This is a genomic window from Ancylobacter mangrovi (assembly GCF_024752355.1).
In the GTDB taxonomy this organism is placed as follows: Bacteria; Pseudomonadota; Alphaproteobacteria; order Rhizobiales; family Xanthobacteraceae; genus Ancylobacter; species Ancylobacter mangrovi.
The window spans coordinates 261,429-287,832 of sequence record NZ_JANTHZ010000004.1 but is presented as its reverse complement, the minus strand read 5'-3'; the positions used below and the strand labels follow the sequence as shown (position 1 = coordinate 287,832).

At 70.7% G+C, this 26,404-nt stretch carries 26 protein-coding genes and 1 other annotated feature; of the genes, 19 read left to right on the top strand and 7 right to left on the bottom strand.

The window, feature by feature from the left end:
* Nucleotides 1-271 precede the first annotated feature (271 nt).
* The 4 genes from nthA to NVS89_RS12030 are packed head-to-tail and all read left to right on the top strand — an operon-like array spanning nucleotide 272 to nucleotide 1,975.
* Complete coding sequence (gene nthA / locus NVS89_RS12045) at nucleotides 272-946, top strand: nitrile hydratase subunit alpha (RefSeq protein WP_258733033.1); 675 nt, start codon at nucleotides 272-274, stop codon at nucleotides 944-946.
* A complete protein-coding gene (locus NVS89_RS12040; protein ID WP_258732988.1) occupies nucleotides 943-1,284 on the top strand; it encodes a nitrile hydratase subunit beta in 342 nt (113 codons plus the stop codon). Before nthA ends, NVS89_RS12040 begins: the two co-directional genes overlap by 4 nt.
* Nucleotides 1,281-1,646, top strand: a complete 366-nt coding sequence (locus tag NVS89_RS12035; RefSeq protein ID WP_258732987.1) for an SH3-like domain-containing protein — start codon at nucleotides 1,281-1,283, stop codon at nucleotides 1,644-1,646. The genes NVS89_RS12040 and NVS89_RS12035 overlap by 4 nt, the downstream gene beginning before the upstream one ends.
* A 2-nt stretch (nucleotides 1,647-1,648) precedes the next feature.
* On the top strand, nucleotides 1,649-1,975 hold the full coding sequence (locus tag NVS89_RS12030; protein WP_258732986.1) for a nitrile hydratase accessory protein: 327 nt from the start codon (nucleotides 1,649-1,651) through the stop codon (nucleotides 1,973-1,975).
* A gap of 6 nt (nucleotides 1,976-1,981) precedes the next feature.
* On the opposite strand, the gene NVS89_RS12025 is transcribed toward NVS89_RS12030, so the two are convergent.
* Both NVS89_RS12025 and NVS89_RS12020 read right to left on the bottom strand, forming a co-directional pair.
* Complete coding sequence (locus tag NVS89_RS12025; protein WP_258732985.1) at nucleotides 1,982-2,632, bottom strand: HAD family acid phosphatase; 651 nt, start codon at nucleotides 2,630-2,632, stop codon at nucleotides 1,982-1,984.
* A gap of 80 nt (nucleotides 2,633-2,712) precedes the next feature.
* Nucleotides 2,713-3,660 carry a LysR family transcriptional regulator gene (locus NVS89_RS12020; protein WP_258732984.1) on the bottom strand — a complete coding sequence of 316 codons (948 nt, stop codon included), beginning with the start codon at nucleotides 3,658-3,660 and terminating at the stop codon, nucleotides 2,713-2,715.
* A 178-nt stretch (nucleotides 3,661-3,838) separates the two neighbouring features.
* On the opposite strand from NVS89_RS12020, the gene NVS89_RS12015 reads away from it, so the two are divergent.
* The 8 genes from NVS89_RS12015 to rpe all read left to right on the top strand — a co-directional run bounded on the left by NVS89_RS12015 (nucleotide 3,839) and on the right by rpe (nucleotide 12,895).
* Nucleotides 3,839-4,864, top strand: a complete 1,026-nt coding sequence (locus NVS89_RS12015; protein ID WP_258732983.1) for a class 1 fructose-bisphosphatase — start codon at nucleotides 3,839-3,841, stop codon at nucleotides 4,862-4,864.
* Between the two features lie 10 nt (nucleotides 4,865-4,874).
* Complete coding sequence (locus NVS89_RS12010) at nucleotides 4,875-5,750, top strand: phosphoribulokinase (RefSeq protein ID WP_258732982.1); 876 nt, start codon at nucleotides 4,875-4,877, stop codon at nucleotides 5,748-5,750.
* Nucleotides 5,751-5,836: 86 nt separating this feature from the next.
* A complete protein-coding gene (gene tkt, locus NVS89_RS12005) occupies nucleotides 5,837-7,792 on the top strand; it encodes a transketolase (RefSeq protein WP_258733032.1) in 1,956 nt (651 codons plus the stop codon).
* Between the two features lie 16 nt (nucleotides 7,793-7,808).
* Nucleotides 7,809-8,894 (top strand): class II fructose-bisphosphate aldolase, encoded by a 1,086-nt coding sequence (fba, locus tag NVS89_RS12000; protein WP_258732981.1) that lies wholly within the window; start codon nucleotides 7,809-7,811, stop codon nucleotides 8,892-8,894.
* A 215-nt stretch (nucleotides 8,895-9,109) separates the two neighbouring features.
* Nucleotides 9,110-10,579 (top strand): form I ribulose bisphosphate carboxylase large subunit, encoded by a 1,470-nt coding sequence (locus NVS89_RS11995; RefSeq protein ID WP_258732980.1) that lies wholly within the window; start codon nucleotides 9,110-9,112, stop codon nucleotides 10,577-10,579.
* Nucleotides 10,580-10,605: 26 nt separating this feature from the next.
* Nucleotides 10,606-11,025, top strand: coding sequence for a ribulose bisphosphate carboxylase small subunit (locus tag NVS89_RS11990; protein ID WP_258732979.1), 420 nt, complete (start codon nucleotides 10,606-10,608; stop codon nucleotides 11,023-11,025).
* Nucleotides 11,026-11,222: 197 nt separating this feature from the next.
* Nucleotides 11,223-12,176: a CbbX protein gene (gene cbbX, locus NVS89_RS11985; protein ID WP_258732978.1), complete on the top strand. Its 954-nt coding sequence runs from the start codon at nucleotides 11,223-11,225 to the stop codon at nucleotides 12,174-12,176.
* Between the two features lie 47 nt (nucleotides 12,177-12,223).
* Entirely contained in the window at nucleotides 12,224-12,895 is a 672-nt protein-coding gene (gene rpe / locus NVS89_RS11980) for a ribulose-phosphate 3-epimerase (RefSeq protein ID WP_258732977.1), read from the top strand.
* 102 nt (nucleotides 12,896-12,997) lie between these two features.
* Here rpe and NVS89_RS11975 read toward each other — a convergent pair whose 3' ends face one another.
* Nucleotides 12,998-14,050: a hypothetical protein gene (locus tag NVS89_RS11975; RefSeq protein WP_258732976.1), complete on the bottom strand. Its 1,053-nt coding sequence runs from the start codon at nucleotides 14,048-14,050 to the stop codon at nucleotides 12,998-13,000.
* A gap of 206 nt (nucleotides 14,051-14,256) precedes the next feature.
* On the opposite strand from NVS89_RS11975, the gene NVS89_RS11970 reads away from it, so the two are divergent.
* Nucleotides 14,257-14,523, top strand: coding sequence for a DUF2934 domain-containing protein (locus NVS89_RS11970; RefSeq protein WP_258732975.1), 267 nt, complete (start codon nucleotides 14,257-14,259; stop codon nucleotides 14,521-14,523).
* A 92-nt stretch (nucleotides 14,524-14,615) separates the two neighbouring features.
* Here the strand turns inward: NVS89_RS11970 and NVS89_RS11965 are convergent, their stop codons facing one another.
* Both NVS89_RS11965 and NVS89_RS11960 read right to left on the bottom strand, forming a co-directional pair.
* Nucleotides 14,616-14,888, bottom strand: a complete 273-nt coding sequence (locus NVS89_RS11965) for a hypothetical protein (RefSeq protein ID WP_258732974.1) — start codon at nucleotides 14,886-14,888, stop codon at nucleotides 14,616-14,618.
* Nucleotides 14,889-14,939: 51 nt separating this feature from the next.
* A complete protein-coding gene (locus NVS89_RS11960; RefSeq protein ID WP_258733031.1) occupies nucleotides 14,940-15,377 on the bottom strand; it encodes a cupredoxin domain-containing protein in 438 nt (145 codons plus the stop codon).
* A gap of 438 nt (nucleotides 15,378-15,815) precedes the next feature.
* Here NVS89_RS11960 and NVS89_RS11955 point away from each other — a divergent pair, with 438 nt between their 5' ends.
* Together NVS89_RS11955 and NVS89_RS11950 are read left to right on the top strand one after the other, a co-directional pair.
* Nucleotides 15,816-16,946 (top strand): metallophosphoesterase family protein, encoded by a 1,131-nt coding sequence (locus NVS89_RS11955; RefSeq protein WP_258732973.1) that lies wholly within the window; start codon nucleotides 15,816-15,818, stop codon nucleotides 16,944-16,946.
* Nucleotides 16,943-19,570 (top strand): DNA-binding protein, encoded by a 2,628-nt coding sequence (locus tag NVS89_RS11950; protein ID WP_258732972.1) that lies wholly within the window; start codon nucleotides 16,943-16,945, stop codon nucleotides 19,568-19,570. The genes NVS89_RS11955 and NVS89_RS11950 overlap by 4 nt, the downstream gene beginning before the upstream one ends.
* Before the next feature lie 16 nt (nucleotides 19,571-19,586).
* Here the strand turns inward: NVS89_RS11950 and NVS89_RS11945 are convergent, their stop codons facing one another.
* Nucleotides 19,587-20,375, bottom strand: a complete 789-nt coding sequence (locus tag NVS89_RS11945) for a sulfite exporter TauE/SafE family protein (protein WP_309486542.1) — start codon at nucleotides 20,373-20,375, stop codon at nucleotides 19,587-19,589.
* Entirely contained in the window at nucleotides 20,372-22,072 is a 1,701-nt protein-coding gene (locus NVS89_RS11940; protein WP_258732971.1) for a bifunctional protein tyrosine phosphatase family protein/NAD(P)/FAD-dependent oxidoreductase, read from the bottom strand. Before NVS89_RS11940 ends, NVS89_RS11945 begins: the two co-directional genes overlap by 4 nt.
* A gap of 167 nt (nucleotides 22,073-22,239) precedes the next feature.
* On the opposite strand from NVS89_RS11940, the gene NVS89_RS11935 reads away from it, so the two are divergent.
* The 4 genes from NVS89_RS11935 to NVS89_RS11920 all read left to right on the top strand — a co-directional run bounded on the left by NVS89_RS11935 (nucleotide 22,240) and on the right by NVS89_RS11920 (nucleotide 26,386).
* Nucleotides 22,240-22,893, top strand: a complete 654-nt coding sequence (locus NVS89_RS11935) for a peroxiredoxin (protein WP_258732970.1) — start codon at nucleotides 22,240-22,242, stop codon at nucleotides 22,891-22,893.
* 5 nt (nucleotides 22,894-22,898) lie between these two features.
* Nucleotides 22,899-23,297 (top strand): ArsR/SmtB family transcription factor, encoded by a 399-nt coding sequence (locus NVS89_RS11930; protein WP_309486541.1) that lies wholly within the window; start codon nucleotides 22,899-22,901, stop codon nucleotides 23,295-23,297.
* A gap of 117 nt (nucleotides 23,298-23,414) precedes the next feature.
* Nucleotides 23,415-23,470, top strand: a sequence feature (sul1 is cis-regulatory element that is thought to sense ions involved in sulfur or methionine metabolism; They are found in Alphaproteobacteria).
* A 64-nt stretch (nucleotides 23,471-23,534) separates the two neighbouring features.
* Nucleotides 23,535-25,016 carry a SulP family inorganic anion transporter gene (locus NVS89_RS11925; RefSeq protein ID WP_258732969.1) on the top strand — a complete coding sequence of 494 codons (1,482 nt, stop codon included), beginning with the start codon at nucleotides 23,535-23,537 and terminating at the stop codon, nucleotides 25,014-25,016.
* Nucleotides 25,017-25,147: 131 nt separating this feature from the next.
* Nucleotides 25,148-26,386 (top strand): CaiB/BaiF CoA transferase family protein, encoded by a 1,239-nt coding sequence (locus NVS89_RS11920; RefSeq protein ID WP_258732968.1) that lies wholly within the window; start codon nucleotides 25,148-25,150, stop codon nucleotides 26,384-26,386.
* Nucleotides 26,387-26,404 lie beyond the last annotated feature (18 nt).

The window sequence follows — 26,404 nt, the reverse complement described above, 5'->3', positions numbered from 1 at the left end:
AGCCGTCTCATGCTCGGCATGGCCTTGAGACGAAACGAGGCCCGCCCCGAGCGTCGCTTGCGCAATCTAGCGACACGGGAGCGTCATGATACCGTCGGACGGTCCGGCCGGCGCGGCCAATCGTCTTATCTGCTGGCAGGGCAGCACATTTACGTAGTTTTCCCTATGAACGGCATTGCCGGGCGCCGGAATTGGCGTGAATCTTGTTTCCGTCGGCACCGTGCCGGAGCCACCTGAGCGGGCGCTGCCGCTCGATCGACGGGAAAACGCCATGCCGGGCCATCACCACCCTCACGATCATGATCACGATCACGGGCCGGATGGGGACATCTCCGCCGAGGAGATGCTGACCTCGATCGACGCGGTCGATATCGGCGTGCGGGTGAAGGCGCTGGAGGAATTGCTGGCGCGCAAGGGGCTGATCGACCCGCAAGCACTCGACGCGGTGGTCGACTATTACGAACACAAAGTCGGCCCGCGAAACGGCGCACGCGTCGTCGCGCGGGCCTGGGCCGATCCCGCCTACAAGCAGCGGCTGCTGACCGACGCCACCGCGGCCATCGCCGAGCTCGGCTTCAGCGGCGCGCAGGGCGAGCACATGGTGGTGATCGAGAACACCGACAGCGTCCATAACCTCGTCGTCTGCACGCTGTGCTCCTGCTATCCCTGGCCGGTGCTCGGCCTGCCGCCGGTCTGGTACAAGAGCATGCCCTACCGCTCGCGGGTGGTGCGCGATCCGCGCTCGGTGCTGGAGGAGTTCGGCACCTTCCTGCCCGAGACGACCGAAATCCGGGTCTGGGACAGCAATTCCGAGATCCGCTACATGATCCTGCCGCGCCGCCCGCCGGGCACGGAGGGGCTGAGCGAGGACGCGCTGGCCGCCCTCGTCACCCGCGACAGCATGATCGGCGTAAGCGAGGCCCTCACTCCCGGAGGGGCGGCATGAACTCGGTGCACGACTGCGGCGGCGACGACGGCTTCGGGCGCATCATCCCGGACGGCTATGACGGCACCGAGCCGGTGTTCAAGAGCGAGTGGGAGCGGCGCATGTGCGCGCTGTTCATGGCGACCATCGTCGGCGGGCTGTTCACGGACGAGGATTTCCGCCAGTCGCGCGAGCGCCTCGAGCCCTCGCGCTACCTCACCCGTTCCTATTACGAGCAATGGTGGTTCGCGGTCGCCCGGCTGATGGTCGAGAAGGGCGTGATCAGCCCGGCCGAATACCGCGCCGAGATCGCGCGAATGGATGCGGGCACCGGCACGGGTGCGGAGGCGCGCTCATGACCTACGGTCCCGAGGAGATCGTCCGCCTGCTCGATGTCGGCGCCACCACCCGCGTCGACCCGCCGCCTCACCCCGCGCCCTACGAGGTCGGCCAGGTGGTGGTGACGCGCAACCTCCATCCGCGCACCCATACCCGCCTGCCGCGCTACTGCCGCGGCAAGCGCGGCGAGATCGTGCGCGTGCACGGCATGTACGCGCTCCCCGACCGCCGCGCGCTGGGCGACGAGAGCACGCCGGAATATTGCTACTCGGTGCGCTTCACGATGCGCGAATTGTGGGGCGAGGAGGCCCCGGCCCGCGACAGCCTGCTCATCGACCTGTGGGACAGCTACCTCGAACCGGCCGGCGCGGAGGAGCGCTGACGATGGCCCTGCCCGAGCTCGACGCGCCCGAAGCCTTCGCCGCCCCGTGGGAAGCGCAGATCTTCGCCATGGTAGTGGAGCTGCACAAAAGCGGCATGTTCGAATGGCGCGACTTCGCCGACCGGCTGAGCCGCGAGATCCACGCCCATCCGGACGAGGCCTATTATCATTGCTGGGCCCGCGCCGCGCTCGACCTGCTGATGGAGATGGGGCTGGTGGACGAGGCCGAGCTGCTGGCGCAGTCGCTCGCCGTCATCCGCTACCGGGCGCAGGACCATCATCACGTCGCGCGCACCACGCCGATCACCGTGGTGTCGGGCCGGCGCTGAGCCGCCTCAGGGAATGCGGTAGAACGGGTTCGGCAGCAGGAAGCGGCGCTCGGCGTGGCCGCCCGCGAGGTCGGAGGGCTGGTCGCCGATATTGGCGATGATGCGGAACCCCTTGGCTTCGATCGCCGCGCGCTGCGGCGCCTTGAAGTCGGCGGCGGAAGCGAAATGCGCGCCGCGCGGCACCATGGCGAGCCCGTCATAGCCGCCGAACCCGGTGGCTGCGAGGTTGCGGACCGTCGCGCCGCGCTGGCTCTCGCCGCGCCCGGTGATGAAGAACACCGCGATGCCGAGCCGCTTCGCCTCGCGATAGAGTGCCAGCGTCTGGACGATCGCCGGCGTGCCGGCCCGAAGGTCCCAGGCGGCCCAGCCGCAGGCGCGCTCCGGCAGGGCGGGGCAGGGGCCGCCGATGATACGGCCGTAATCGTCGTCCTCGATCACCTGCCAGTTGCTGAGCGCGGTGTCGTCGATGTCGAACACCATGGCGGGCCGGGCGACCTCGCCGGCGCGGCGTGCGATCCAGCGGCCGGCGGCCTTCGTCACCGCGTCGATGTCGCGCCCGTAGCCTCCGTCGTCATGGTAGCGCGTCGCGGCATTCTTGGCGTCGCCGACATTGGCCGGCTGGTGCAGCGCCGGCTCGGCCGAAGCGCCGCCCGGCATGCCCGTCGCCATCCCGAGAAGAAGCGCGGCGAGGACCAGCGCGCGAGAAACGCAGCCCGCGCGGCGGGAGCGAGGTTTCCTCATATCGGGCTCGCCTCGCGTGCCGGGGCGGGGGCGGCGGGCGAGACGCCCGGCAGGAATTCCGAGCCGCGGCGGCCGAGGAATTCGGCGAGCGCGGCGGCGGGCGGGGTCAGGCGCTTGGCGGTGCGCTTCACCACGAACCATTGCCGCACGACTGGCAGGCCCTCGATGTCGAGTATGGCAAGCCGCCCGTCGGCGACCTCGGCGGCGATGGTGTGCGAGGAGATGAAGGCGAGGCCGAGCCCCGCCATCACCGCCTGCTTGATGGTCTCGTTGGAGCCGATCTCCATGGCGATGCGCGGCTCGATGCCCGATTCCTGGAAGAAGCGCTCCATCAGCCCGCGCGTGCCCGAGCCTGGCTCGCGGCTGAGGAAGCTCGCATTGGCGAGCGCGCTCGGCGCCACCCGGCGCCCGACCAGCGGATGGTCCACCGGCGCGATCATCAGATGCGGGTGGTCGCCGATCAGCGTCTTGTCGACCTCGATGTCGAGCGGCGGGCGCCCCATGATGGCGACGTCGATGGCGTCGCTGCGCAGCGCCGCGATCATCTCCTCGCGGTTGCCGACGGTGAGCGAGACGTCGATGCCCGGATGGGTACGGGCGAAGGCGCCGAGCGCGGCCGGGGCGAAATATTTCGCCGTCGACACCAGCCCGACATCGACGCGCCCGGCCCTGAGGCCGCGCATGGCGTCGAGCGCGGCGCCGCAATCGGCCATGGCCTGCTCGATCCGGGCCACGGCCGCCAGCACCTCGCGGCCCGCGGCGCTGGGCTGGAAGCGGTCGCCGGCGCGGTCGAGCAGGGGCAGGCCGAGATGCTCCTCGAGCTGCTGCACCTGCATGGTCACGGCGGGCGGGGTGACGTTCAGCCTCTTCGCCGCCGCCGTGACCGTGCCGGTCTCGACGATGGCGGCGACGGCCCGCAGCTGCTTCAGGGTGGCATTACGCATGCGGCATTACGTTTCAATGTAATTGAATTTCATAGAAAGATTATTCGAATTTCCTTATTCGAGCAACTCAGGCAGATTAAGCACAACAAGAGGCGTCCGCCGCTTCGGGTCCCCCGCTCGAAGGCTAACGGAAACGACACGCCAAGGGCTCAAGCCCTCACATAACTGGGGAAACGCCATGATATCCCGGACCTTGCAGGACCACCTCGACGGGTGGGCCGGTTCCGATGCGTTGCGTCGCGACGTCGCGACCACCGTTCTCGCCCTTGCAGATGCCGGCCGCGCGCTCGCCGAGCTGCTGGCCGCCGGTCCGCTCGCGGGCGGCCTCGCCGAGGTGCGGGGCTTCCACGCCGACGGCGACAGCCAGAAGGAGCTCGACCTTGTGGCGGACGAGCTGGTGCGCGAGGCGCTCGCCGCCGCGCCGGTCGCCCTGCTCGGCTCCGAGGAGATGGACGAGCCGGTCGAGCTGAACCCCGCCGGCACGCTGGCGGTGGCGGTCGACCCGCTCGACGGCTCCTCGAACATCGACACCGATCTCAGCGTCGGCACCATCTTCACCATCCTGCCCTATACGGGGGCGGATGCGCTGTTGCAGCCGGGCACACAGCAGCTTGCCGCCGGCTTCCTGCTCTACGGCCCGCATGTCGCGCTGGCGCTCACCACCGGCGCGGGTACGCAGCTCTTCGTGCTCGATCGCCCGTTCGGCCAGTTCCGCATGGTCGAGGCCGAGGCCCAGGTTCCGGCCGAGACCGGCGAATACGCGATCAACGCCTCGAACGCCCGCCACTGGGACCGGGCGGTGCGCTGCTACATCGAGGACTGCCTCGCCGGCGGCGAGGGCCCGCGTGACCGCGACTTCAACACGCGCTGGGTCGCCTCCATGGTCGCCGACGCCTACCGCATCCTGATGCGCGGCGGCATCTATCTCTACCCCGGCGACGCCCGCCGCGGCTACGGCCAGGGCCGGCTGCGGCTGGTCTACGAGGCCAACCCGATCGCCTTCCTGATGGAGCAGGCGCAGGGCGCGGCGACCGACGGGCTGCAGCGCATCCTCGACATCGTGCCGGAGAGCCTGCACCAGCGCGTGCCGCTGGTGTTCGGCTCGCGTGGCGAGGTGGAGCGGGTCGCCCGCTATCACCGCGACGCCTCCGCCCTTCCCGAGCGCTCGCCCCTGTTCGGGCGGCGCGGCCTGCTGCGCGCGTGAGGAGCGGGCGATGTCGATCCATCATCCCATCATCTCGGTCACTGGCTCCTCGGGAGCGGGCACGACCTCGGTCCGGCGGATCTTCGAGCAGATCTTCCGCCGCGAGGAAGTGGTCGCCGCCTATATCGAGGGCGACGCCTTCCACCGCTACGACCGCGCCGCGATGCGCGAGGTCATGGCCGAGGAAGCGGGGCGCGGCAACCACCACTACAGCCATTTCGGACCCGATTCGAACCTGTTCGAGGAGCTGGAGGAGACCTTCCGCTCCTATGCCAAGACCGGCACGGGCAAGTTCCGCCACTACGTCCACGACGACAAGGAAGCCGCCGAATATGGCGGCGAGCCGGGCACCTTCACGCCGTGGGAGGAAATCCCCGCGCCCACCGACCTGCTGTTCTACGAGGGGCTGCACGGCGCGGTGGTGAGCGGCAATATCGACGTCGCGCGCTATGCGGACCTGAAGATCGGCGTGGTGCCGGTGATCAATCTCGAATGGATCCAGAAGATCCATCGCGACCGCTCGCACCGCGGCTATTCCACCGAGGCGGTGACCGACACGATCCTGCGCCGCATGCCGGACTACGTGAACTACATCTGCCCGCAGTTCACCTACACCGACATCAACTTCCAGCGCGTGCCGACGGTCGACACCTCGAACCCGTTCATCGCGCGCTGGATCCCGACGGCGGACGAATCGATCGTCGTCATCCGCTTCCGCAGCCCGCGCGGCATCGACTTCCCCTATCTGCTGTCGATGATCCAGGGCTCCTGGATGTCGCGTGCCAATTCCATCGTGATCCCGGGCGGCAAGCTCGACATCGCGATGCAGCTCATCCTCACCCCGATGATCCTCCACCTGGTGGAGAAGAAGCGCCGCGCCGCGTGAACCGGGAGAACATCATGCTCACGAGACACACCGATCCGACGCTCCGCCCCGCGCCCCTGAAGGCGGACGACCTGCCCCATGACGGCATGGCCAACGCGCTGCGCGCGCTCGCCATGGACGCGGTCGAGAAGGCGCAGTCCGGCCATCCCGGCATGCCGATGGGCATGGCGGACGCCGCCACCGCGCTGTTCACGCGCTTCATGAAGATCGATCCCGGCCGGCCGGACTGGGCCGACCGCGACCGCTTCATACTCTCCGCCGGCCACGGCTCGATGCTGCTCTACGCGATCAACCACCTGCTCGGCTATGCCGACATGGGGGGCGGGGAGCTGAAGCGGTTCCGCCAGCTCGGCGCCGTCACCGCCGGCCATCCCGAGCACGGCCACACGCTGGGGGTGGAGACCACGACCGGGCCGCTCGGCCAGGGGCTGACCACCGCGGTCGGCATGGCGCTCGCCGAGCGCATGATGAATGCGCGCTTCGGCGATGAGCTGGTCGACCACTACACCTATGTCATCGCCGGCGACGGCTGCCTGATGGAGGGCATCTCGCACGAGGCGATCGACCTTGCCGGGCACCTGAAGCTCGCCCGGCTGATCGTGCTGTGGGACGACAACGGGATCTCGATCGACGGCTCGACCGCGCTGTCGACCTCGACCGACCAGCCCGCCCGCTTCCGCGCCGCCGGCTGGAACGTGATCGCGGTGGACGGGCTGGCCTATCACGCGGTGGTCGACGCCATCGCCGAGGCGCGCCGCTCCGACCGCCCGACGCTGATCGCCTGCCGCACCACCATCGGCTACGGCGCCCCCACCAAGGCCGGCCGCGAGAGCGCCCACGGTGCCCCGCTCGGCGCCGCCGAGATCGAGGGCGCGCGCGAGAAGCTCGGCTGGACCCATCCGCCCTTCGAGGTGCCGGACGAATTGCGCGCGGCCTGGGCCGAGGTCGCCGCGCGCGGCCGGGCGGCCCGCGAGGCCTGGGAGGCGCGGCTTTCGACCTCTGGCCGGCGCGCGGATTTCGAGGCCGCGGTCGAGGGCGACCTGCCGGCGGATTTCGACGAGAAGCTCGACGCCTACAAGCGCATGCTGGGCGAGGAGGCGCCGAAGGTCGCCACCCGCAAGGCTTCCGAGATGGTGCTCGGCGTCGTCAACGAGGCGAGCGAGCTCACCGTCGGCGGCTCGGCCGACCTCACCCATTCGAACCTGACCCTCACCAGGGGGCTCGGATCGGTCGTGCCGGGCGCGTATGGCGGACGCTATTTGCATTACGGCATCCGCGAGCACGCCATGGCGGCGGTGATGAACGGGCTCGCCCTGCATCGCGGCTTCATCCCCTATGGCGGCACCTTCCTGGTGTTCTCCGACTATGCCCGCGGGGCGATGCGGCTCTCGGCGCTGATGGGCCAGCGCGTCGTCTATGTGATGACGCACGATTCCATCGGCCTCGGCGAGGACGGGCCGACGCACCAGCCGGTCGAGCATCTCGCCATGCTGCGGGCGACGCCGAACATCAACGTGTTCCGCCCCGCCGACGCGGTGGAGACGCTGGAAGCCTGGCAGCTTGCGCTGCACTGCGAGGGCACGCCTTCGGTGCTCGCCTTGTCGCGGCAGAACCTGCCGACCTTCCGCACCGCCTACAGCGAGGAGAACCTCACCGGCTACGGCGCCTATGTCGCGCTGAAGCCGCGCCGCCGGCGGGACGTGACGCTGCTCGCCACCGGCTCGGAGGTGGAGATCGCCTTCAAGGCGGTCGATCTCCTCGCCGCCCGCGGCGTCGATGCCGCGGTGGTCTCCATGCCGTGCTGGGAGCTGTTCGAGAAGCAGAGCGAGGCCTATCGGCGCGCCGTGCTCGGCACCGCCCCGCGGGTCGCGGTGGAAGCCGCCGCCCGGCTCGGCTGGGACCGCTGGATCGGCGATCGCGGGCGCTTCGTCGGCATGACCGGCTTCGGCGCCTCGGCGCCGGCAGGTGAGCTCTACGCGCATTTCAACATCACGCCCGAGGCCGTGGTCGACGCGACCTGCGACCTCCTGACCTGCGCCTGAGACGGAGGACGCGTCCATGGCCCGCATCACCCTTCGCCAGCTTCTCGACCACGCGGCCGAGCATGGCTACGGCGTTCCCGCCTTCAACATCAACAACATGGAGCAGGGCATCGCGATCCTCGAGGCCGCCGACGCGGTCGATGCCCCGGTCATCCTGCAGGCGAGCCGCGGCGCGCGCTCCTATGCCGGCGACATCATGCTGGCGCGCATGATCGACGCGCTCACCGAGATGTACCCCGCGATCCCGATCTGCATGCATCAGGACCACGGAAACAACGAGGCGACCTGCCTCTCGGCGATCCAGCATGGCTTCACCTCGGTGATGATGGACGGCTCGCTCCTGCAGGACGCGAAGACCCCGGCCGATTACGACTACAACGTCGCCATCACCCGGCGCGTGGTCGACGCCGCGCACTGGGTCGGCGCCTCGGTCGAGGGCGAGCTCGGCGTGCTCGGCTCGCTGGAGCATGGCGGCGGCGAGCAGGAGGACGGGCACGGCGCGGAGGGCGAGCTCTCCCGCGACCAGCTCCTCACCGATCCCGGCCAGGCGGTGGACTTCGTCGCCGCCACCCGGGTCGACGCGCTCGCCATCGCCATGGGCACCTCGCACGGCGCCTACAAGTTCTCCCGCCGGCCGGACGGCGACATCCTCGCCATGAACGTGATCGAGGAGATACATAGCCGGCTGCCTAACGTGCATCTGGTCATGCACGGCTCGTCCTCGGTGCCGCAGGCGCTGCAGGACCTGTTCAACGCCTCCGGGGGCCGGATGCCCCAGACCTGGGGCGTGCCGGTGGAGGAGATCGTGCGCGGCATCCGTCACGGCGTGCGCAAGGTCAACATCGACACCGACTGCCGGCTCGCCATGACCGCGCAGTTCCGCAAGGTCGCGGTCGGCGACGCTTCCGAATTCGACCCGCGCAAGTTCCTGAAGCCGGCGATGGACGCGATGCGCGCGCTGTGCCGCGAGCGTTTCGAGGCGTTCGGCACCGCGGGCAACGCCTCGAAGATCAAGGTGCTGCCGCTGGCGGCCATGGCCAAGCGCTACGCCAGCGGCGCGCTCGATCCGGTGATCGGCGGCGCCCGGGCGGCGGCGGAATGAGGACCACGCGGCGCTCCCCCTCATCCGGCCCGCCGGGCCGGGCCCCCCGTGTGGGGGCGAGGTGACGCAGAGCCGGAACGCGAACGTGCCTACCCCCTCTTCGCGAGGGGCGGGATTGGAGTGAGGGGCCTTCGGCCGCTCCTCCGTAGAGGACGCCGGCAGGGTCGGCGCGCAAGCCGCGCACGAGCCGTGCCCATTTCGAACGGAGCAGATCGATGAACGCGATCGACAAGACGACGTCCGCTGATGCACCGCGCAGCCGCTACAGCGCCGGCGTGATGGAATACCGCAAGATGGGCTACTGGCAGCCCGACTACGAGCCCAAGGACACCGACGTCATCGCCCTGTTCCGGGTCACCCCGCAGGACGGCGTCGACCCGATCGAGGCCTCGGCGGCGGTTGCGGGGGAAAGCTCCACCGCCACCTGGACCGTGGTCTGGACCGACCGGCTGACCGCCTGCGACAAGTACCGGGCGAAGTGCTACCGGGTCGACCCGGTGCCCAACTCGCCGGGCTCCTGGTTCGCCTACATCGCCTACGATCTTGACCTGTTCGAGCCGGGCTCGATCGCCAACCTGTCGGCCTCGATCATCGGCAACGTGTTCGGCTTCAAGCCGCTCAAGGCGCTGCGCCTCGAGGACATGCGCCTGCCGGTCGCCTATGTGAAGACCTTCGACGGGCCGGCCACCGGCATCGTTGTGGAGCGCGAGCGGCTCGACAAGTTCGGCCGGCCGCTGCTCGGCGCCACGGTGAAGCCGAAGCTCGGCCTGTCCGGGCGCAACTATGGCCGCGTGGTCTATGAGGCGCTGAAGGGCGGTCTCGACTTCACCAAGGACGACGAGAACATCAACTCGCAGCCCTTCATGCACTGGCGCGACCGCTTCCTCTACTGCATGGAGGCGGTGAACAAGGCGCAGGCGTCCACCGGCGAGGTGAAGGGGACCTACCTCAACATCACCGCCGGCACGATGGAGGACATGTACGAGCGCGCCGAGTTCGCCAAGCAGCTCGGCTCCTCGATCGTCATGATCGACCTGATCATCGGCTACACCGCGATCCAGTCGATGGCGAAGTGGGCGCGGCGCAACGACATGATCCTGCACCTGCACCGCGCCGGCCACTCGACCTATACGCGGCAGAAGACGCATGGCGTGTCGTTCCGCGTCATCGCCAAGTGGATGCGCCTCGCCGGCGTCGACCACATCCATGCCGGCACGGTGGTCGGCAAGCTCGAGGGCGACCCCCACACCACCAAGGGCTACTACGACATCTGCCGCGAGGACTACGTGCCGCAGAACCTCGCCCATGGCGTGTTCTTCGACCAGGACTGGGCCTCGACCCGCAAGCTGATGCCGGTCGCCTCGGGCGGCATCCATGCCGGCCAGATGCACCAGCTCATCGACCTGCTCGGCGAGGACGTGGTGCTGCAGTTCGGCGGCGGCACGATCGGCCATCCGATGGGCATCCAGGCCGGCGCGACCGCCAACCGCGTGGCGCTGGAGGCGATGATCCTCGCCCGCAACGAGGGCCGCGACATCGTGGTCGAGGGGCCGGACATCCTGCAGGACGCCGCCCGCCACTGCCTGCCGCTGCGGCAGGCGCTCGATACCTGGAAGGACGTGACCTTCAACTATTCGTCGACCGACACGCCCGATTTCGTGCCGCAGGCCACCGCGGCCGAGTGAGGCCGGACAGAGCGAGGAGACACATCATGCGCATCACCCAGGGAGCCTTCTCCTTCCTGCCGGACCTCGATGACGGGCAGATCACCCGGCAGGTCCAGTACTGCATCGACAAGGGCTGGGCGGTGAACATCGAGTTCACCGACGATCCCCACCCCCGCAACACCTATTGGGAAATGTGGGGCATGCCGATGTTCGACGTGCCCGACGCCGCCGGCGTCATGTTCGAGCTGAACGCCTGCCGCAAGGCCCATGCCGGCCGGAACTACATCCGGGTCAGCGCCTTCGATTCCACCCATACGTGGGAATCGCTGCGCCTGTCCTTCATCACCGACCGCCCCGCAGACGAGCCCGGCTTCGCGCTGGACCGGCAGGAGGTGGACGGCCGGTCGATCCGCTACACCACGCGCGCCTACGCCGCCGATCGCCCGGAGGGCGCGCGCTACTAGGACTGCCATGACGCGCTCCCGCCGCGCGCGGTCCTCGTGCCGCGTGGGAGCGCTGCCGATCCGTCGGTCTCCCACTACTCCCCCGACGGACTATCGCGGTCGCCTGGTTTCCTCCCCGGCCGCGAAGGACCGGTTCCGGAATGCCGCGCCCGGAACCGGTCCTCTTTCCTTCATCGAAAACAGCGGGAGCCCTTCTCATGGAAGCTGTCATCGACACCCCGCCGACCGCGCCCCTCGCCGCACCCGACGGGGGCGAACAGGCGATCGACCTGCGGGCCGAGTTCACCGAAAGCGGGCTCGCCCGGGTGCTGGACGAGCTCGACACCGACCTCGTCGGCCTGGTGCCGGTGAAGCAGCGCCTGCGCGAAATCGGCGCCCTGCTGCTGGTGGACCGCGCCCGCGCCCGCTTCGGCCTGCAGGCGGTCAGCCCGACCCTGCATATGAGCTTCACCGGTAATCCGGGGACCGGCAAGACCACGGTCGCGCTGCGGATGGCCGAGATCCTCCACCGGCTCGGCTATGTGCGCAAAGGCCACCTCGTCACCGTTACCCGCGACGACCTCGTCGGCCAGTATATCGGCCACACCGCGCCGAAGACGAAGGAGGTGCTGAAGCGTGCCATGGGCGGCGTGCTGTTCATCGACGAGGCCTATTATCTCTATCGCCCCGAGAACGAGCGCGACTACGGGCAGGAGGCGATCGAGATCCTGCTGCAGGTGATGGAGAACCAGCGCGACGACCTGGTCGTGATCCTGGCCGGCTATGCCGATCGGATGGAGCGCTTCTTCACCGCCAATCCGGGCTTCCGCTCGCGCGTCGCCCATCACATCGACTTCCCCGACTATACGGGCGGGGAGCTGGAGGCGATCGGGGCGCGGATCCTCGACGGCATGAACTACCGGCTGAGCCCGGCGGCCGAGGAGGCGTTCCACCGCTATGTCGAGCTGCGCATGGCGCAGCCGCATTTCGCCAATGGCCGCTCGGTCCGCAACGCGCTCGATCGCGCGCGGCTGAGGCAGGCCAACCGGCTGTTCGCCAGCGAGCGGCCGGTGACGGCCGGCGACCTCACCACCATCGAGGCCGAGGACATTCTGGCGAGCCGGGTGTTCTCCGGCGGCATCGACAGCTACCCGCCGCTGCCCGCGCGCTGAAAGCCGCGGGCCGCCGTGCCCCCGACCCCATCGACGGGAGACATCTCATGGCGCTCATCGCCCCTTCCATGCTCGCCTGCGACTTCGCACGTCTCGGCGAGGAAATGCGCGACGTCACCGCCGCCGGCGCCGACTGGATTCATCTCGACGTGATGGACGGGCATTTCGTGCCGAATATCACCTTCGGGCCGGACGTGATCCGCGCCATGCGGCCCCATACCGACCGGACCTTCGACGTGCATCTGATGATCGAGCCGGTGGAGCCCTATATCGAGGCCTTCGCCCATGCCGGCGCCGACGTCATCACGGTGCAGGCGGAGGCCACCCGCCATCTCGACCGCTGCCTGCAGCTCATCCGCTCGCTGGGAAAGAAGGCGGGCGTCGCGCTCAATCCGGCGACGCATGAGAGCGCGCTCGCCTATGTGCTCGACAAGGTCGACCTGATCCTCGCCATGACCGTCAATCCCGGTTTCGGCGGGCAGGCCTTCATCGCCGACGTGCTGCCCAAGCTGCACCGCCTGCGAGCGATGATCGGCGAGCGGCCGATCCATCTGGAGATCGACGGCGGGGTGAACCCGCAGACCGGCGCACTCTGCGCCGCGGCGGGCGCCACCGTGCTGGTGGCGGGATCGGCCGTGTTCCGGGGCGGGGCGGAAGGCTACCGCGCCAACATCGCCGCGCTGCGCGCCGCCGCCGAGCGTCCGGCCGCGGCGGCGTAGGGCGGGACCGGCCCCGGTTCGCGTGGCAGGACCGCCGGAGAACGACGATTCCTGAACCCGTCCGCGCTCGCGGGCGGGCTCCCGGCTGTCACCCCCAGAACGTCAGTTCAGCGCGCCCTCGGTCACGTTGAGGATCAGCACCTGCTTGGCGTCCTCGCGGATCGCGGTCGACGTCCTCAGCTCGAGGTCGAGCGCGGGCCGCTTCGACTGCACCAGCGTCGCCAGCTTCTCCGCCACCCCGGCGGCGGAGGCGTGGTAGGACAGCGTGTTGGCGGTCGGCTGGACCACGCCCGAATCCGACACCACCACTTCGAAGCCGGCATTCTTCAGGATGCTGGTGAAGGCGTTGACCCGGGCCGCCGGCACGGAGCCGGTCGGGGCGAACATCCGCACCACATAGCCGGTGCCGAGCAGGGCCGGCTTGGCGGGCGGGTCGGGCGTCGTGGGCGCGGCCGCCGCGGTCTGCGTCGGCGCGGTTTGCGTGGCCGGGGCCTGCGAATCGCCATCGGGCGCCGGCGTGGCGGCCATGTCGGCCGGGGACGGCGCGGCGCCGTCGCTCGCCGCCGGCCGCGGCGCCGTGGTGGTGGTGGGCATCGAGGTCGGCGCCGGTGCGGACTGGGCCGTGGGGGCCGCGGACTGCAGCGAGGGGCCGAGCGCGGCCAGACGGGTCTCGACCATGGCGGCGAGGCGGTCGTCGAGCCGCTGCTCCAGCCCGGCCTGCGCATCGCGCAGCGTGCCGAGCTCGCCACGCAGCAGGCCGATCTGGATCACCGCCGCGACCAGCAGGAGCAGCATCGCAACGAATCCGGCCGCCACCGCGATCGGCAGGACGCGCCCGCCGGTCCTGGAGGGCGGGGCGGAAGCGGGTGCTTCGCTGCGGCGCGTCTCCAGCTCCAGCCGGCGCATCTCGACCTTCAGCCGCTCGATCTCGATCCAGCGATGAAAGGCCTCCGGGTCCTGCGGCGGGCCCTTGGTACGGCTGCCGGCGGCAGCGGGACGGGGGGCGGCGGAAGCGGGCCGGGCGGCCGCTTGGCGGGGCGCCGGGGGATAGTCCGGCGCTTGCGGTGATTGCCCGTATGAGGGCTGCCCCTCTGCCGTCTGTCCTTGCGGCGGCTGCGCGTGCGGCGGCACCTGCGGCTCGCTGTCTTCCGTCATCTCGCACTCCCGATCGGTCCGCCCGCGATCCCGGAGACCGGATGGGCGAACCTGATGCTTGTAGCCGAGCCCTCCGCTTTTCGCACCCGACTCGCGCCATTTGCATCAAGGACGAGGAACCATGGCCTCGGTTGGGCGGTTGGCCCGGATGCCCGCGCCGTCGGCCGCAAGGGTCGGCCAAGCGGGATTCAACAAGGAGATTCGCCATGGACAGGAACGAGCAGCGGGTACGCGAAGCCGCCTATCGGGTCTGGGAGGCGGAAGGCCGTCCGGAAGGGGCGGCGCTCGACGCCTGGATGTCGGCGCACCGGCTGGAGAAGGGTGAAGCCGGCCGCGCCGGCGACGAGCGCCCGTTCCCCGGCGCCGGCCCGCACGCGCGGCGCGACCTGATCAACGAGGACGCCACTCCCGGTTCGGGCGCACTGCCGTCGGTGGACGGCGACGACCCGGACGTCGCACCGCCGACCGGCTGACGCACGCCATGTGATGCCGCCGGGCCGCATGGCCCGAAAAAGGAAACGGGCGCGGGGTCGCCGCGCCCGTCTTCCCACCCGAGGGCCGGTGTCTAGCCCTTGATCGCCTTTTTCGCGTCGCCGACGAAGTCGAGGCATTCGTCATATTCGCCTTCGCCCATCTCGCGCTGGGCGCCGCGCAGCGCCTTGTTCAGCTTGTCGAGCGTCGCCTTGGGCGGGCCCTTGGCGATCTCCGCCTTGATCATGGCGACGCCGTCCGAGCAGTCCTTGGCGTCGTCCGCCAGGGCGTCGCCGACGGTGGCGAAGGTGGCCGCGCCGGCCAGCAGCGCCGCCGAAAGCAGAATTCTCAGGGTTCTTTCCCGCATGGTTCTTCCTCCCGAATGACGCCGTTGCCGGCTTCCCGTTTGCGCTGCCGCCTATTTGACGGTCAGCGTGCCCTGCATGCCCTTCTCTTCCAGCCCCTCGATCCACCATTTGTAGGTGCCGGTGCGGATCGGCACGAATTCGAGCGAGATCGTGCCTTCGTCGTCGAATTCGATATGGTGCGGCGAGCCGTAGGGATGGATTTCCAGATGGTTGATGACGATCTGGTTCATCCAGATGTTGCGGAAGAATTCCGGCGCCATGAACTTGTATTCCTTGCCGCCATTGGAGGTGACATCGAGCTGGTAGGACTTGCCGCCCTCCATGGTGATGTCCTTCACCGGCACCGCGTAGTCGTTGCCGTTGGTGTCGCCGAGCACGATTTCCGGCAGCCGCTGGCGGCCCTTGGCGATGTCTTCGGCCAAGGCGGCGGGGATGGCGGCGGGGATGGCCGCGAGGCCGACGATGCCGGCGGCACCGAGCGCAAGCATGTGGCGGCGATTTACGAAACGGGCGTTCATGCGTTTCTCTCCCTTCCCTGATGTCGAGCGCGGGTGCCGGCGCCGGCCGGTCCCGTTCTTCTTTTCGCAAGACCGTAGTCACCATGTAACCGCCTGTCTATAATATTGATTCTTATAAAGTTTTTATTCATTTCTCATGAATCTGGAAGTCTTCTCATGTAAAGCCGCCGGGCGGTCATCTTGCCGCGGCGACCGCTCCGCGTGGCGCCCGCGCGCGCCTTGCGCGGGCGCCGGCGCGAGCCCATGGTCGGGGGAGGAAGCGGCGGGGATTCGCGCGACGCGGCGCCTCTCCCGCCCGCAGCAGGAGAACGCGACCGCCGTGCCCGCCGATCGAGCCCAACCCTGCGCCGGCAATCCGACCGCCCGCCGGACCCGTTCCCGGCCTGCGCGGGCGCGACGGGCGGCGCGATGAGCGCATTCCGCTTCCTCCATTCCAGCGACCTTCATCTGGGAAGGCGCTTCGGCAACCTGCCGGAGGAGCTGCGCGGGCGGCTGCGTGAGGCGCGCCATGCGGCGATCGGCCGGCTGGCGGCGCGGGCGCGCGAGAGCGGGGCCTCCACCATCCTGCTGGCGGGCGACACCTTCGACACCGAGACGCCCGCCCCCGACATCCGCCGGCAGGCGCTGGCGGAGATGGGCCATCACGCCCCGCTGCGCTGGGTGCTGCTGCCGGGCAACCACGATTCGCTGCAGGCCTCGCAGCTCTGGGGCGCGCTGCGCCTCGAGGCGCCGGACAATGTCGTGCTCGCCGTCGAGCCGGCCCCGCTGGCGCTGGCCCCCGGCGTCACGCTGCTGCCCGCGCCCTGCACCACCCGCCGGCCCGGACGCGACCTGACCGAATGGATGGACGGGGCGGGCCGGGAGGAGGGGGCGATCCGCATCGGCCTCGCCCATGGCGCGATCCGCGACTTCGCCGAGGAGGGCGGCGCCACCGACGTCATCGCCCCCGACCGGGCGGCCCGCGCCGGCCTCGACTATCTGGCGCTCGGCGACTGGCACGGCTCGCTGGAGGTCGACGTGCGTACCCGCTACAGCGGCACGCCCGAGCCCGACCGCTTCAAGCACGACCGGCCCGGCACGGCGCTGATCGTGAGCATCGAAGCGGCCGGTGCCGCGCCCGAGGTGACGCCGGTCGAGACCGCGAGCTTCGCCTGGCGCACGCTGCGCCTCGACCTGCTGTCGCAGGACGATGGCGCGGCGCTGCTCGCCGGGCGGCTTCCCGAGGGGCGGGAGCGGCGGCAGACGCTCCTGCGCGTCGCCGCGGCCGGCCGGGCAAGCCTTGCCGGCCGCACCGCGCTCGCCGCCGCCATCGCGCAGGCGGCGCCGGAATTCGCCCGCCTCGAACTCGACGAGGCCGGGCTCGCGATCGATTGCGAGGCCACCGATCTCGACCTGATCGACCGTGGCGGCGCCCTGCGCGAGGCGGCCGAGGCGCTGCGGGCGGAGAGCCTCGACGCCACCCGTTCGGCCGCCGAGCGGGAGGTGGCGCGGGCGGCGCTGATGCGCCTGTTCTCCTACAGCCAGCAGGCCGGCGCATGAAGATCGCGGCGCTCCGGCTCTTCAACGTGCGGCGCTTCGCCCGCCGGGGCGTGGCGATCGAGGGGATCGGCGACGGCGTCAACGTGCTGTGCGCGGCCAACGAATACGGCAAGTCGACCAGCTTCGACGCGCTGCACGCGCTGTTCTTCCAGCCCCATACCGGGCAGGCGAAGGAGCTGAAGCGCCTGCAGCCCTATAGCGGCGGCAATCCGCTGGTGGAGGCCGACATCATCGTGCCGGAGGGGCGGTTCCGGCTCACCAAGCAGTTCCTCGGCGGCCGGCGGGCGAGCGTCATGGCGCTCGACAGCGGCCGGCTCGTCGCCCAGGCGGACGAGGCGGAGAACTTCATTGCCGGGCTCATACGCGGGGGCACCGCCGGGCCGGCCGGCCTGCTCTGGGTGCGGCAGGGCAATACCGGCCTCGAGAAGCGCAAGGAGGACGAGGACGAGCGGCAGGTGCGCGAGAGCCTGCTCACCTCCGTGCAGGGCGAGGTCGAGGCGATCACCGGCGGGCGGCGCATGTCGCAGATCATCGAGCTGTGCGCCGGCGAACTTGGCGCGCTGGTCACCGCCACCGGGCGCGCGAAGTCGGGCGGCCCCTATGCCGCGGCGCTGGAGGAACAGGCCCGCCTCGCCGAGGAGGAGGCGCGGCTCAAGGCCGACGTCGACACGCTGCGCGCGGCGCTCGACCGGCGCGCCGGGGCGCTGCGCCAGCTCGCCGAGCTCGACAAGGCCGAGGAGAAGGCGGCCCGCCGCGCCGCCGTGGTCGAGGCCGAGGCGGCGTTCGAGACTGCGAAGAGCCATGCCGAGACGCTGAAGGCGGCGCGGGCGGAAGCGGCACTGGCGCGCAGCCGGTTCGAGGCCGCCGAGCGGGCGCTGAAGGGATTCCGCGCGGCTATGGAGCGTCTCGCCGCGCTGAAAGTCGAGCGGCAGGCGATGGAGGTGCGGCGTGAGGAGGCGCAGGCGAAGCGCGGGGCGGCCACCGCCGCGATGGAGCAGGCGAGTGCCGAGGTGCAGGCGGCCGAGCGCGAGGAGCGCGAGACGCGCGCGCTGCTGGCCCGGCTCGAGCGCGCGCTCGCCGCGCGCAAGGCGGCCGAGGAGCTCGACGCGCTGAAGCAGCGGCTCGGCCGGGCCGAGGCGATCCGCGCGCGGCTGGAGGAGGGCGAGGCCGCGCTGGCATCGATCGCGATCCCCGACGCGGCGATCGAGAAATTGCAGCGGTTGGACGAGGGGATCTTCCGCCTGCGCACGGCCGAGGAGGCGGGGCTGCCTTCGCTGCGCATCGCCTATGAGGGCGAGGCGCCGGCGCGGGTGACGATCGATGGCCGCGCGCTCGCCGATGGCGAGGAACAGGCGGTGAGGGACGTCGCCCGCCTCGACCTGCCCGGCATCGGCACGCTCCATGTGCGCGCCAACCGGCCGGCCGGCGCCGACGGGGCTTTGAAGGTGGCGGAGGAGAAGCGGCGGCGCCTGCTGGCGGAGATTTCCGTCGCCGACCTCGCCGAGGCGCGCCGCCGCTCCGGCGAGGCGCAGAGGCAGGCGGCGGCGCTCGAAGGGCTGCGCATCAAGGCGCGCCATCTGGTGCCGGAAGGGCTGAAGGCGCTGCGCGAGGAGGTCGCGCGGCGTGCGGCGGTGCCGGCGGAGGCGCTGGAGCTGAAGGGCGATCCCGACGAGGTGCGCCAGGCGCTGGAGCGTGCCGAGGCGCGGGTCGGCGCCGGGCGCGCGCGAGCCCACGAGGCCGAGCCGCGGCGCGAGCGGGCGATGGAGGCGCTGATGGCGGCGCAGAGCTCGGTCGCGGCGCTGGACGGCGAGCTCGCGCGGCTCGAGGCCGAGCTGGGGCCGGAGGCGGAACGCGGCGGGCAGGAGACGGCGCTCGCCGCCGCCCATGGCGCGGCCGCGGCCGATCTCGGCACCTGCGAGACCCGCGCCGGCGAGCTGGAAGCCGCCGCGCCGGATCTTGCCTCGGCCGAGGCGGCGCTGCGCCGCGCCCGCTCGGTCGAGGAGGGCGCGCGGCAGGAGGAGGAGCGGCTGCGGCGCGACCTCGCCGGCCTCAACGCCGAGATCAGGACCCGCTCGGACGATGCGGTCGAGGAGGCGTGGCGCGAGGCGGGCGAGGCCCGCGAGGCGGCCGATGCGCGCGTCGGCGCGTTCGCGTCCGAAGTGGCGGTGCTGGACCGCCTGCGCGAGGCTCTGCAGGCCTCGCGCTCGGCGGCGCGCGACCTCTATCTCCAGCCGGTGCTGAACGAGCTGCGCCCGCTGCTCGGCCTGCTGTTCGACGACGTCTCGATCGTGTTCGACGAGAAGTCGCTGCTGCCGCAGACCATCCGCCGCAACGGGCAGGAGGAGGAGGTCGAGCGGCTGAGCGGAGGCATGCGCGAGCAGCTCTCGGTGCTGACCCGGCTCGCCTTCGCCCGGCTGCTGGCGCAGGACGGCCGGCCGGCGCCGGTGATCCTCGACGACGCGCTGGTCTATTCCGACGATGACCGGATCGAGCGCATGTTCGACGCGCTGCACCGGCAGGCGCGGGACCAGCAGATCATCGTCTTTTCCTGCCGCCAGCGCGCCTTCGCGAAGCTCGGCGGCAACGTGCTGCACATGAGCGACTGGGAGCCGGACCTCGGCTGAGCCGGCCGCGGACGGTTCAGGCCAGCAGCACCGAGGCGCTGCGGAACAGCATGTAGGAGGCGACGACGAAGATGATCGCCGCGAACACCGTCGCCAGATGACCGGCCCGTCCGGCGAGATGCTGCGCCACCTTCATGCCGGCAAAGCTTCCCGCTGCGCCGCCGGCGATGAAGACGAGGGCGAGGGCCCAGTCGACGAAGCCCGACAGCGCGTAGTTGAACGCGGTGGTCAGGCCGAAGGCGGTGACCGCGACGAGCGAGGTGCCGACCGCGTTCAGGATCGGCATGCCGGTCGAGCCGATCAGCCCCGGCACGATGAGGAAGCCGCCGCCGATGCCGAAGAAGCCGGAGACCGCGCCGGTGCCGAGCCCGAAGCCGAGCACCCGGGGCGCCTTCTCGCGCGTGCATTCCGCGCCCGGCTCGCCGGGATTGCCGCGCCCGCGCAGCATCAGCACGCCCACCGCCAGCATCAGCAGGGCGAACAGGAACAGCAGCTTCTGGCCGTCGATCAGCTTGCCGAAGGTCGAGCCGGCCAGCGCGCCGAGAATGCCCGCGGCGGCGTACATGCCGCCGCAGCGCCACTTCACCGTGCCCGCCTGCGCATGGCTGAGCAGCCCGACCGCGGCGTTGATGGCGACCGCGAAGGCGCTGGTGCCGATGGCGATGTGCGGGTTGCGCACGCCGACCAGATAGACGATCAGCGGCACGGCGAGGATCGAGCCGCCGCCGCCCACCAAGCCGAGCGTGAAGCCCACCAGCACGCCGGCCCCGCCGCCGAGCGCGTATTGCACCGGTTCGAGCATCACGCCGGCCCGCTTTCCGGCGGTGCCGCGATCGGCTCGGGCGCACACAGCCATTCGCGCCCGCGCAGCATCGCGTACCAGTAGATCGGCGGCAGCATGCGGTCCTTCAGGAACCAGGCCCGGCGCGTCGGCCGGGTGCCGTCCAGCATCCATTTCGGGAAGGTCGGCAGCAGCGCGCCGCCATAGCCGAACTCGGCCAGCACGATCCGGCCGCGCTCGACGGTGAGCGGGCAGGAGCCGTAGCCGTTGTACTGCGCCGCCGGCGCCTTGCCGTCGAGCGCGGCGAGCACGTTGACGGCGACCACGGGCGCCTGCTTGCGCGCGGCGGCGGCGGTCTTGGCGTTCGGCGTGTCGGTGGCGTCGCCGAGCGCGAACACGTCCTCGTGGCGGACATGGCGGAGCGTCGCCGGATCGACCTCGATCCACCCGCCAGGCCCGGCGAGCGGGCTCGCGGCGATGACGTCGAGCGGCGTCTGCGGCGGCACGGCGTGGAGCATGTCGAAGGTGCGCTCGACCCGCTCGGGCCGTCCGTCCGCACCCTTGCGCTCGAAGGTGGCGATGCGGGCCGGCCCGTCGACGGCGACGAGGGTAGAGCCGAAATTGAGGTCGATGCCGTAGCGCTCGACATAGTCCATCAGCGCCGGGACATAGGTCGGCACGCCGAACAGCACGCCGCCGGCATTGTGGAACTCGACCTCCATGCGCGGCAGGATGCCGGCCTCGCGCCAGATATCGCAGCACAGATACATCGCCTTCTGCGGAGCGCCGGCGCATTTGATCGGCATCGCCGGCTGGGTGAACAGCGCCCGGCCGGGGCGCATGTCGCTGGCGAGACGGTAGGTGTAGGGGGCGAGGTCGTAGCGGTAGTTTGAGGTGACGCCGTTCTCGCCCAGCGTTTCCGACAGGCCGGGAATGGCGTCCCAGGCGAGGCGCAGGCCCGGCGCCACGACGAGCGCGCGGTAGCGCACCGAGGCGCCGTCCGCCAGCATCACCTCCCGCATCTGCGGCGCGAAGCCGGCGGCGGCCTGCCGAATCCAGGTGACGCCCGCCGGCATGACCTCGGCCATGGGATGGCGCGTGGTTTCCGGCTTGAAGATGCCGGCGCCGACCATTGTCCAGCCCGGCTGGTAGTAGTGGCAGGTGGCGGGCTCGACGATCGCGATGTCGAGCGAGGGGCGGCGCTTCAGCAGGCTGGAGGCGGTGGCGATGCCGGCCGCCCCGCCGCCGACGATGACGACGTCATGCACGCGGGGCGCCGGCGCGCTCCCGGGGTCCGTCTCCGTTGGCGCGGGTGCGAGGCGCGGGCGCTGGGCCGACAGGTCGAAGCCGGCGCGGCCGGCGAGGCCGAGGATATCCTCGAACGGGCGATGGCCCGCCTCCGCCAGCGCCCAGAGCGTGGCCGCGCGCATGCCGCTTCGGCAATAGCCGAGAATGGGTGAGGGAAGCTTGTCGAGCACGGCCCGCATCTGCGCCACCGCCTCGTCGTCGAAGGCGCCGGGGGCGACCGGGATATGGACGAAGGCCATGCCCAGCGCGTCGGCCAGCAGGGCCATCTCGGCGGCGTCGGGCTGGCCGGGCTCCTCGCCGTCCGGACGGGCGCAGACGATGGTCCGGTAGCCGGCCGAGGCGGCACGGGCGAGGGCGGCGCCGTCCATCTGGTTGGTGACGGAGACGTCCGGCGTGATCTGCCTTGGAGCCATGATGCGTTTCCCTGATCTGTCCGCACCGCCGGACCGGCCGCCGGCGGTCAGCCATGCGGGGGGTCGAGGGCAAGGCGCTTTGCCCGCTCTTTGATTTCATAATTTCAGATATTATGTAATTATAGATACGCATTGCGTCAACGCAACGGCGAAGGCAATCAGGGAGAATGACTGGCGAACACACTTCCGCGATCGGCACCCTCGCCGCTCCACCGCGCCCGCTGCGGATCGGCGATCGCGCGCCGCTGTTCAGCGCCCGCTCGACCCATGGCCCGGTGGAGCTCTCCGCCTATCGGGGGCGCTGGCTGGTGTTCTTCTCGCACCCGGCGGACTTCACGCCGGTCTGCACCAGCGAGTTCATCGCGCTGGCCCGGCTCGCGCCCCGGTTCGAGCAGCTCGGCTGCGCGCTCATCGGCCTGTCGGTGGACAGCCTCTATTCCCACCTCGCCTGGCTGCGGGCGATCCACGCCAGCTTCGGCGTCGAGGTGCCGTTCCCGGTGATCGAGGACCCCTCGCTCGAGATCGCGCGCGCCTACGGCATGCTGGACGAGGAGGCGCGCGATTCCTCCACCGTGCGGGCGAGCTACTTCATCGACCCGGACGGCATCGTCCGGGCGATCAGCTGGTACCCGATGACGGTGGGGCGCTCCGCCGACGAGATGCTGCGCCTCGCCGCCGCGCTGAAGCGGGTGGAGCGCGGCGACGCCGTCACGCCCGAGGGCTGGGAGCCGGGCGACGCGGTGCTGCTGCCGCTGCCCGGCGAGCAGGCGCTGTTCGACGGTGGGGACGACTGGTTCTGCCGGCGGATCGAGGAGAGCTGAGCGCCATGGCGCTGACACGCGAGCAGGCGGAGCAGGCGGTGGAGCGGCTGCGCGCCTATGGCCAGCCGCAGCGGCTGATGATCCTCTCGCACCTGCAGGCGGGCGAATTGACGGTCGGGGGGATCGATGCCGCCACCGGCATCGGCCAGCCGGCGCTGAGCCAGCAGCTCGCCGAGTTGCGCCGCGCCGGGCTGGTGGCGACGCGGCGCGTCTCCAAGCAGGTGTTCTACCGCCTCGCCGACGTCTCGGTCGCCCATTGCGTGCGCAGCATCGAGACCCAGTTCGGCGGCGCCGAGGCCGCGCCCGAGCCGGAGGGTCCCGCCGCCGACACGCGCGGGGCGGGGCGCCCGCCGCAGAAGGGTGCCGCCATGTTCGCCCGCGTCATCCGCGAGGGTTCGCGCTAGAGGCCGCCCATTTGTGGGATCTGCGTCACGCAGGCCGCTTCGGGGGCGCGCGAGACGGCGCAGATGGGCTCTGCGTATTGCATTGCAGCAAAAGCTGATGTAGCCCGGACCTAATCATCCGGACCCGGTGAAATTCCGGGTGGCTCTTCCGGCCGCCGATCCGCCGGACAACGCAGATGCAGCGCCTGCCCGCACCGCCTTCCGGCGGACGGCCGCTCTTTGCGCAGAAACAATTCCATGACGACGAGCTCACGCTATTTCCGCGACTGGTTCTTCAATATCCGCGCCGATGTCCTTGCCGGCATCGTCGTGGCCCTTGCCCTGATCCCCGAGGCGATCGGCTTTTCCGTCATCGCCGGGGTCGATCCGAAGGTGGGGCTGTTCGCCTCCTTCGCCATCGCCTGCGTCTCCGCCTTCGTCGGCGGGCGGCCGGGCATGATCTCGGCCGCCACCGCCGCGACCGCGGTGGTGATGACCTCGCTGGTGCGCGATCACGGGCTTCAGTACCTGTTCGCCGCCACCATCCTGATGGGCGCGATCCAGATCGTTGCCGGCCTCTTGCGCGTCGGCCGGCTGATGCGGTTCGTCTCGCGCTCGGTCATCACCGGCTTCGTCAACGCCCTCGCCATCCTGATCTTCATGGCGCAGCTTCCCGAGCTGATCCACGTGCCGCCGGTGACCTACGCCATGGTCGCGGCCGGGCTCGCCATCATCTACCTGTTCCCGCGCCTAACCCGCGCCGTGCCCTCGCCGCTGGTCGCGATCGCGGTGCTCACGCTGTTCGCCTGGTGGAGCGGGATCGAGCTGCGCACGGTCGGCGACCTCGGCGAGCTGCCCTCCAGCCTGCCGGCGCTGGCGCTGCCCGACGTGCCGCTGAACCTCGAGACGCTGAAGATCATCCTGCCCTATTCGCTGACGCTGGCGGCCGTGGGCCTGCTCGAATCGCTGCTCACCGCGCAGATCGTCGACGACATGACCGACACGATGAGCAACAAGAGCCAGGAATGCATCGGCCAGGGCGCGGGCAACCTGGCCTCGGCGCTGATCGGCGGTATGGGCGGCTGCGCGATGATCGGCCAGTCGGTGATCAACGTCACCTCGGGCGGGCGCGGGCGGCTGTCGACCTTCGTCGCCGGTGCCTTCCTGCTGGTGCTGATCCTGGTGCTCGACGACCTCGTGCGCATCATCCCGATGGCGGCGCTGGTGGCGGTGATGGTCATGGTCTCGATCGGCACCTTCTCCTGGCGCTCGATCCTCGACCTGCGCACCAATCCGCGCTCCTCCTCGGTGGTGATGCTGGCGACCGTCGTCACGGTGGTGGCGACACGCGATCTCGCCATCGGCGTGCTGGTGGGTGTGATGCTCTCCGGCGTGTTCTTCGCCGGCAAGGTGGCGCGGCTGGTGCACGTCTCGGTGAGCGCCGACGAGGCGGCGGGGCGGGTGGTCTACACCGTGACCGGGCAGATCTTCTTCGCCTCGGCCGAGGTGTTCCTGCGCGGCTTCGACTTCGACCGGCGCCCGCGCGAGGTGGTGATCGACGTCACCCACGCGCATTTCTGGGACATCACCTCGATCGGCGCGCTCGACAAGGCGGTCATGAAGCTGCGCAAGGCGGGTGCGGAGGTGACCGTGCTCGGCCTCAACGAGGCGAGCGCCACCATGGTCGACCGCTTCGGCCGGCACGACAAGGACGTGCTGGCGGACGTCTCGCCGCACTAGTTCGGCGAGCGGCGCTTCGCGCGCATCCGACGAGAGACGACGTTCGCGGCGGCGCGGATTGCGCTAAGCAACGCCTGCCGCATCCGCGTCCAGCCTTCCTGGGCGCGGGCGGCGCTACGAACGGACGTCCCATGAGCGACACTGACGAGACCCCGCGCGCCGGGCAGGCGCTGACCGGCATAAGGGTGCTGGACCTCTCCCGCGTGCTGGCAGGCCCCTGGGCGACGCAGGTGCTCGGCGATCTCGGCGCCGAGGTGATCAAGATCGAGCGGCCCGGCGCGGGCGACGACACGCGCGGCTGGGGCCCGCCCTGGCTGAAGGACGGCGAGGGGCGCGAGACCGGCGAGAGCGCCTATTTCCTCGCCGCCAACCGCAACAAGCGCTCGGTGAGCGTGGACATGGCGCATCCCGACGGGCAGGCGCTGATCCGCAGGCTGGCGCAGGCGAGCGACGTGGTGATCGAGAACTTCAAGGTCGGCGGCCTGGCGCGCTACGGCCTCGACCATGAGAGCCTCGCCGCCCTCAACCCGCGCCTCGTCTATTGCTCGATCACCGGTTTCGGACAGGACGGGCCGGAGGCGGGGCGCGCCGGCTACGACTTCATGATCCAGGGCATGTCGGGGTTGATGTCGGTGACCGGCAGCCCGGACGCCGAGCCGCAGAAGATCGGCGTCGCGCTGGTCGACGTGCTGACCGGGCTCAACGCCGCCATCGCCATCCTCGCCGCGCTTCAGCAGCGCCACGGCACCGGGCACGGCCAGCGCATCGACGTCGCGCTGTTCGACGTGGCGATGGCGAGCCTCGCCAACCAGGCGCTCAACTATCTGGTGGGCGGCACGTCGCCGCGCCGGCTCGGCAACGCCCATCCCAACATCGTGCCCTACCAGGCGTTCGAGACCGCAGACGGGCACCTCATCCTCGCGGTCGGCAACGATGCCCAGTTCGCCCGCTTCTGCCGGCTGGCGGATTTCGGCGACCTCGCCGCCGATCCGCGCTTCCTCACCAATGCCGGGCGAGTGGCGCACCGCGCCGAGCTGCTGCCGGCGGTCGGCGCCGCGCTGAAGCGCCAGACCACGGCGGAATGGCTCGCCATGCTGGACGCCGCCGGCATTCCGGCCGGGCCGATCAACACCATCGCGCAGGCCTTCGCCGAGCCGCAGGCGCTGGCGCGTGGGCTGGCGCTCGAACTCCCGCACGTGCTGGGCGGCATCGCGCCCGGCGTGCGCAGCCCGCTGCGGCTGAGCGATTCCCCGCCCGGCGCACCGCTGGCCCCGCCGACGCTGGGCCAGCATACGGACGAGGTGCTCGCCCGCATCCTCGGCGTGCCTCAGGCCGAGCGCGACCGGCTGCGGCGCGAGGGGATCATCTGAGGAGTGGGGCCGCCGGCT

Coding starts and splice junctions, on each gene's coding strand:
- nthA (WP_258733033.1), top strand. CDS start 272: ATGCCGGGCCATCACCACCCTCACGATCATGATCACGATCACGGGCCG.
- NVS89_RS12040 (WP_258732988.1), top strand. CDS start 943: ATGAACTCGGTGCACGACTGCGGCGGCGACGACGGCTTCGGGCGCATC.
- NVS89_RS12035 (WP_258732987.1), top strand. CDS start 1,281: ATGACCTACGGTCCCGAGGAGATCGTCCGCCTGCTCGATGTCGGCGCC.
- NVS89_RS12030 (WP_258732986.1), top strand. CDS start 1,649: ATGGCCCTGCCCGAGCTCGACGCGCCCGAAGCCTTCGCCGCCCCGTGG.
- NVS89_RS12025 (WP_258732985.1), bottom strand. CDS start 2,632: ATGCCGGGCGGCGCTTCGGCCGAGCCGGCGCTGCACCAGCCGGCCAAT.
- NVS89_RS12020 (WP_258732984.1), bottom strand. CDS start 3,660: ATGCGTAATGCCACCCTGAAGCAGCTGCGGGCCGTCGCCGCCATCGTC.
- NVS89_RS12015 (WP_258732983.1), top strand. CDS start 3,839: ATGATATCCCGGACCTTGCAGGACCACCTCGACGGGTGGGCCGGTTCC.
- NVS89_RS12010 (WP_258732982.1), top strand. CDS start 4,875: ATGTCGATCCATCATCCCATCATCTCGGTCACTGGCTCCTCGGGAGCG.
- tkt (WP_258733032.1), top strand. CDS start 5,837: ATGGCCAACGCGCTGCGCGCGCTCGCCATGGACGCGGTCGAGAAGGCG.
- fba (WP_258732981.1), top strand. CDS start 7,809: ATGGCCCGCATCACCCTTCGCCAGCTTCTCGACCACGCGGCCGAGCAT.
- NVS89_RS11995 (WP_258732980.1), top strand. CDS start 9,110: ATGAACGCGATCGACAAGACGACGTCCGCTGATGCACCGCGCAGCCGC.
- NVS89_RS11990 (WP_258732979.1), top strand. CDS start 10,606: ATGCGCATCACCCAGGGAGCCTTCTCCTTCCTGCCGGACCTCGATGAC.
- cbbX (WP_258732978.1), top strand. CDS start 11,223: ATGGAAGCTGTCATCGACACCCCGCCGACCGCGCCCCTCGCCGCACCC.
- rpe (WP_258732977.1), top strand. CDS start 12,224: ATGGCGCTCATCGCCCCTTCCATGCTCGCCTGCGACTTCGCACGTCTC.
- NVS89_RS11975 (WP_258732976.1), bottom strand. CDS start 14,050: ATGACGGAAGACAGCGAGCCGCAGGTGCCGCCGCACGCGCAGCCGCCG.
- NVS89_RS11970 (WP_258732975.1), top strand. CDS start 14,257: ATGGACAGGAACGAGCAGCGGGTACGCGAAGCCGCCTATCGGGTCTGG.
- NVS89_RS11965 (WP_258732974.1), bottom strand. CDS start 14,888: ATGCGGGAAAGAACCCTGAGAATTCTGCTTTCGGCGGCGCTGCTGGCC.
- NVS89_RS11960 (WP_258733031.1), bottom strand. CDS start 15,377: ATGCTTGCGCTCGGTGCCGCCGGCATCGTCGGCCTCGCGGCCATCCCC.
- NVS89_RS11955 (WP_258732973.1), top strand. CDS start 15,816: ATGAGCGCATTCCGCTTCCTCCATTCCAGCGACCTTCATCTGGGAAGG.
- NVS89_RS11950 (WP_258732972.1), top strand. CDS start 16,943: ATGAAGATCGCGGCGCTCCGGCTCTTCAACGTGCGGCGCTTCGCCCGC.
- NVS89_RS11940 (WP_258732971.1), bottom strand. CDS start 22,072: ATGGCTCCAAGGCAGATCACGCCGGACGTCTCCGTCACCAACCAGATG.
- NVS89_RS11935 (WP_258732970.1), top strand. CDS start 22,240: ATGACTGGCGAACACACTTCCGCGATCGGCACCCTCGCCGCTCCACCG.
- NVS89_RS11930 (WP_309486541.1), top strand. CDS start 22,899: ATGGCGCTGACACGCGAGCAGGCGGAGCAGGCGGTGGAGCGGCTGCGC.
- NVS89_RS11925 (WP_258732969.1), top strand. CDS start 23,535: ATGACGACGAGCTCACGCTATTTCCGCGACTGGTTCTTCAATATCCGC.
- NVS89_RS11920 (WP_258732968.1), top strand. CDS start 25,148: ATGAGCGACACTGACGAGACCCCGCGCGCCGGGCAGGCGCTGACCGGC.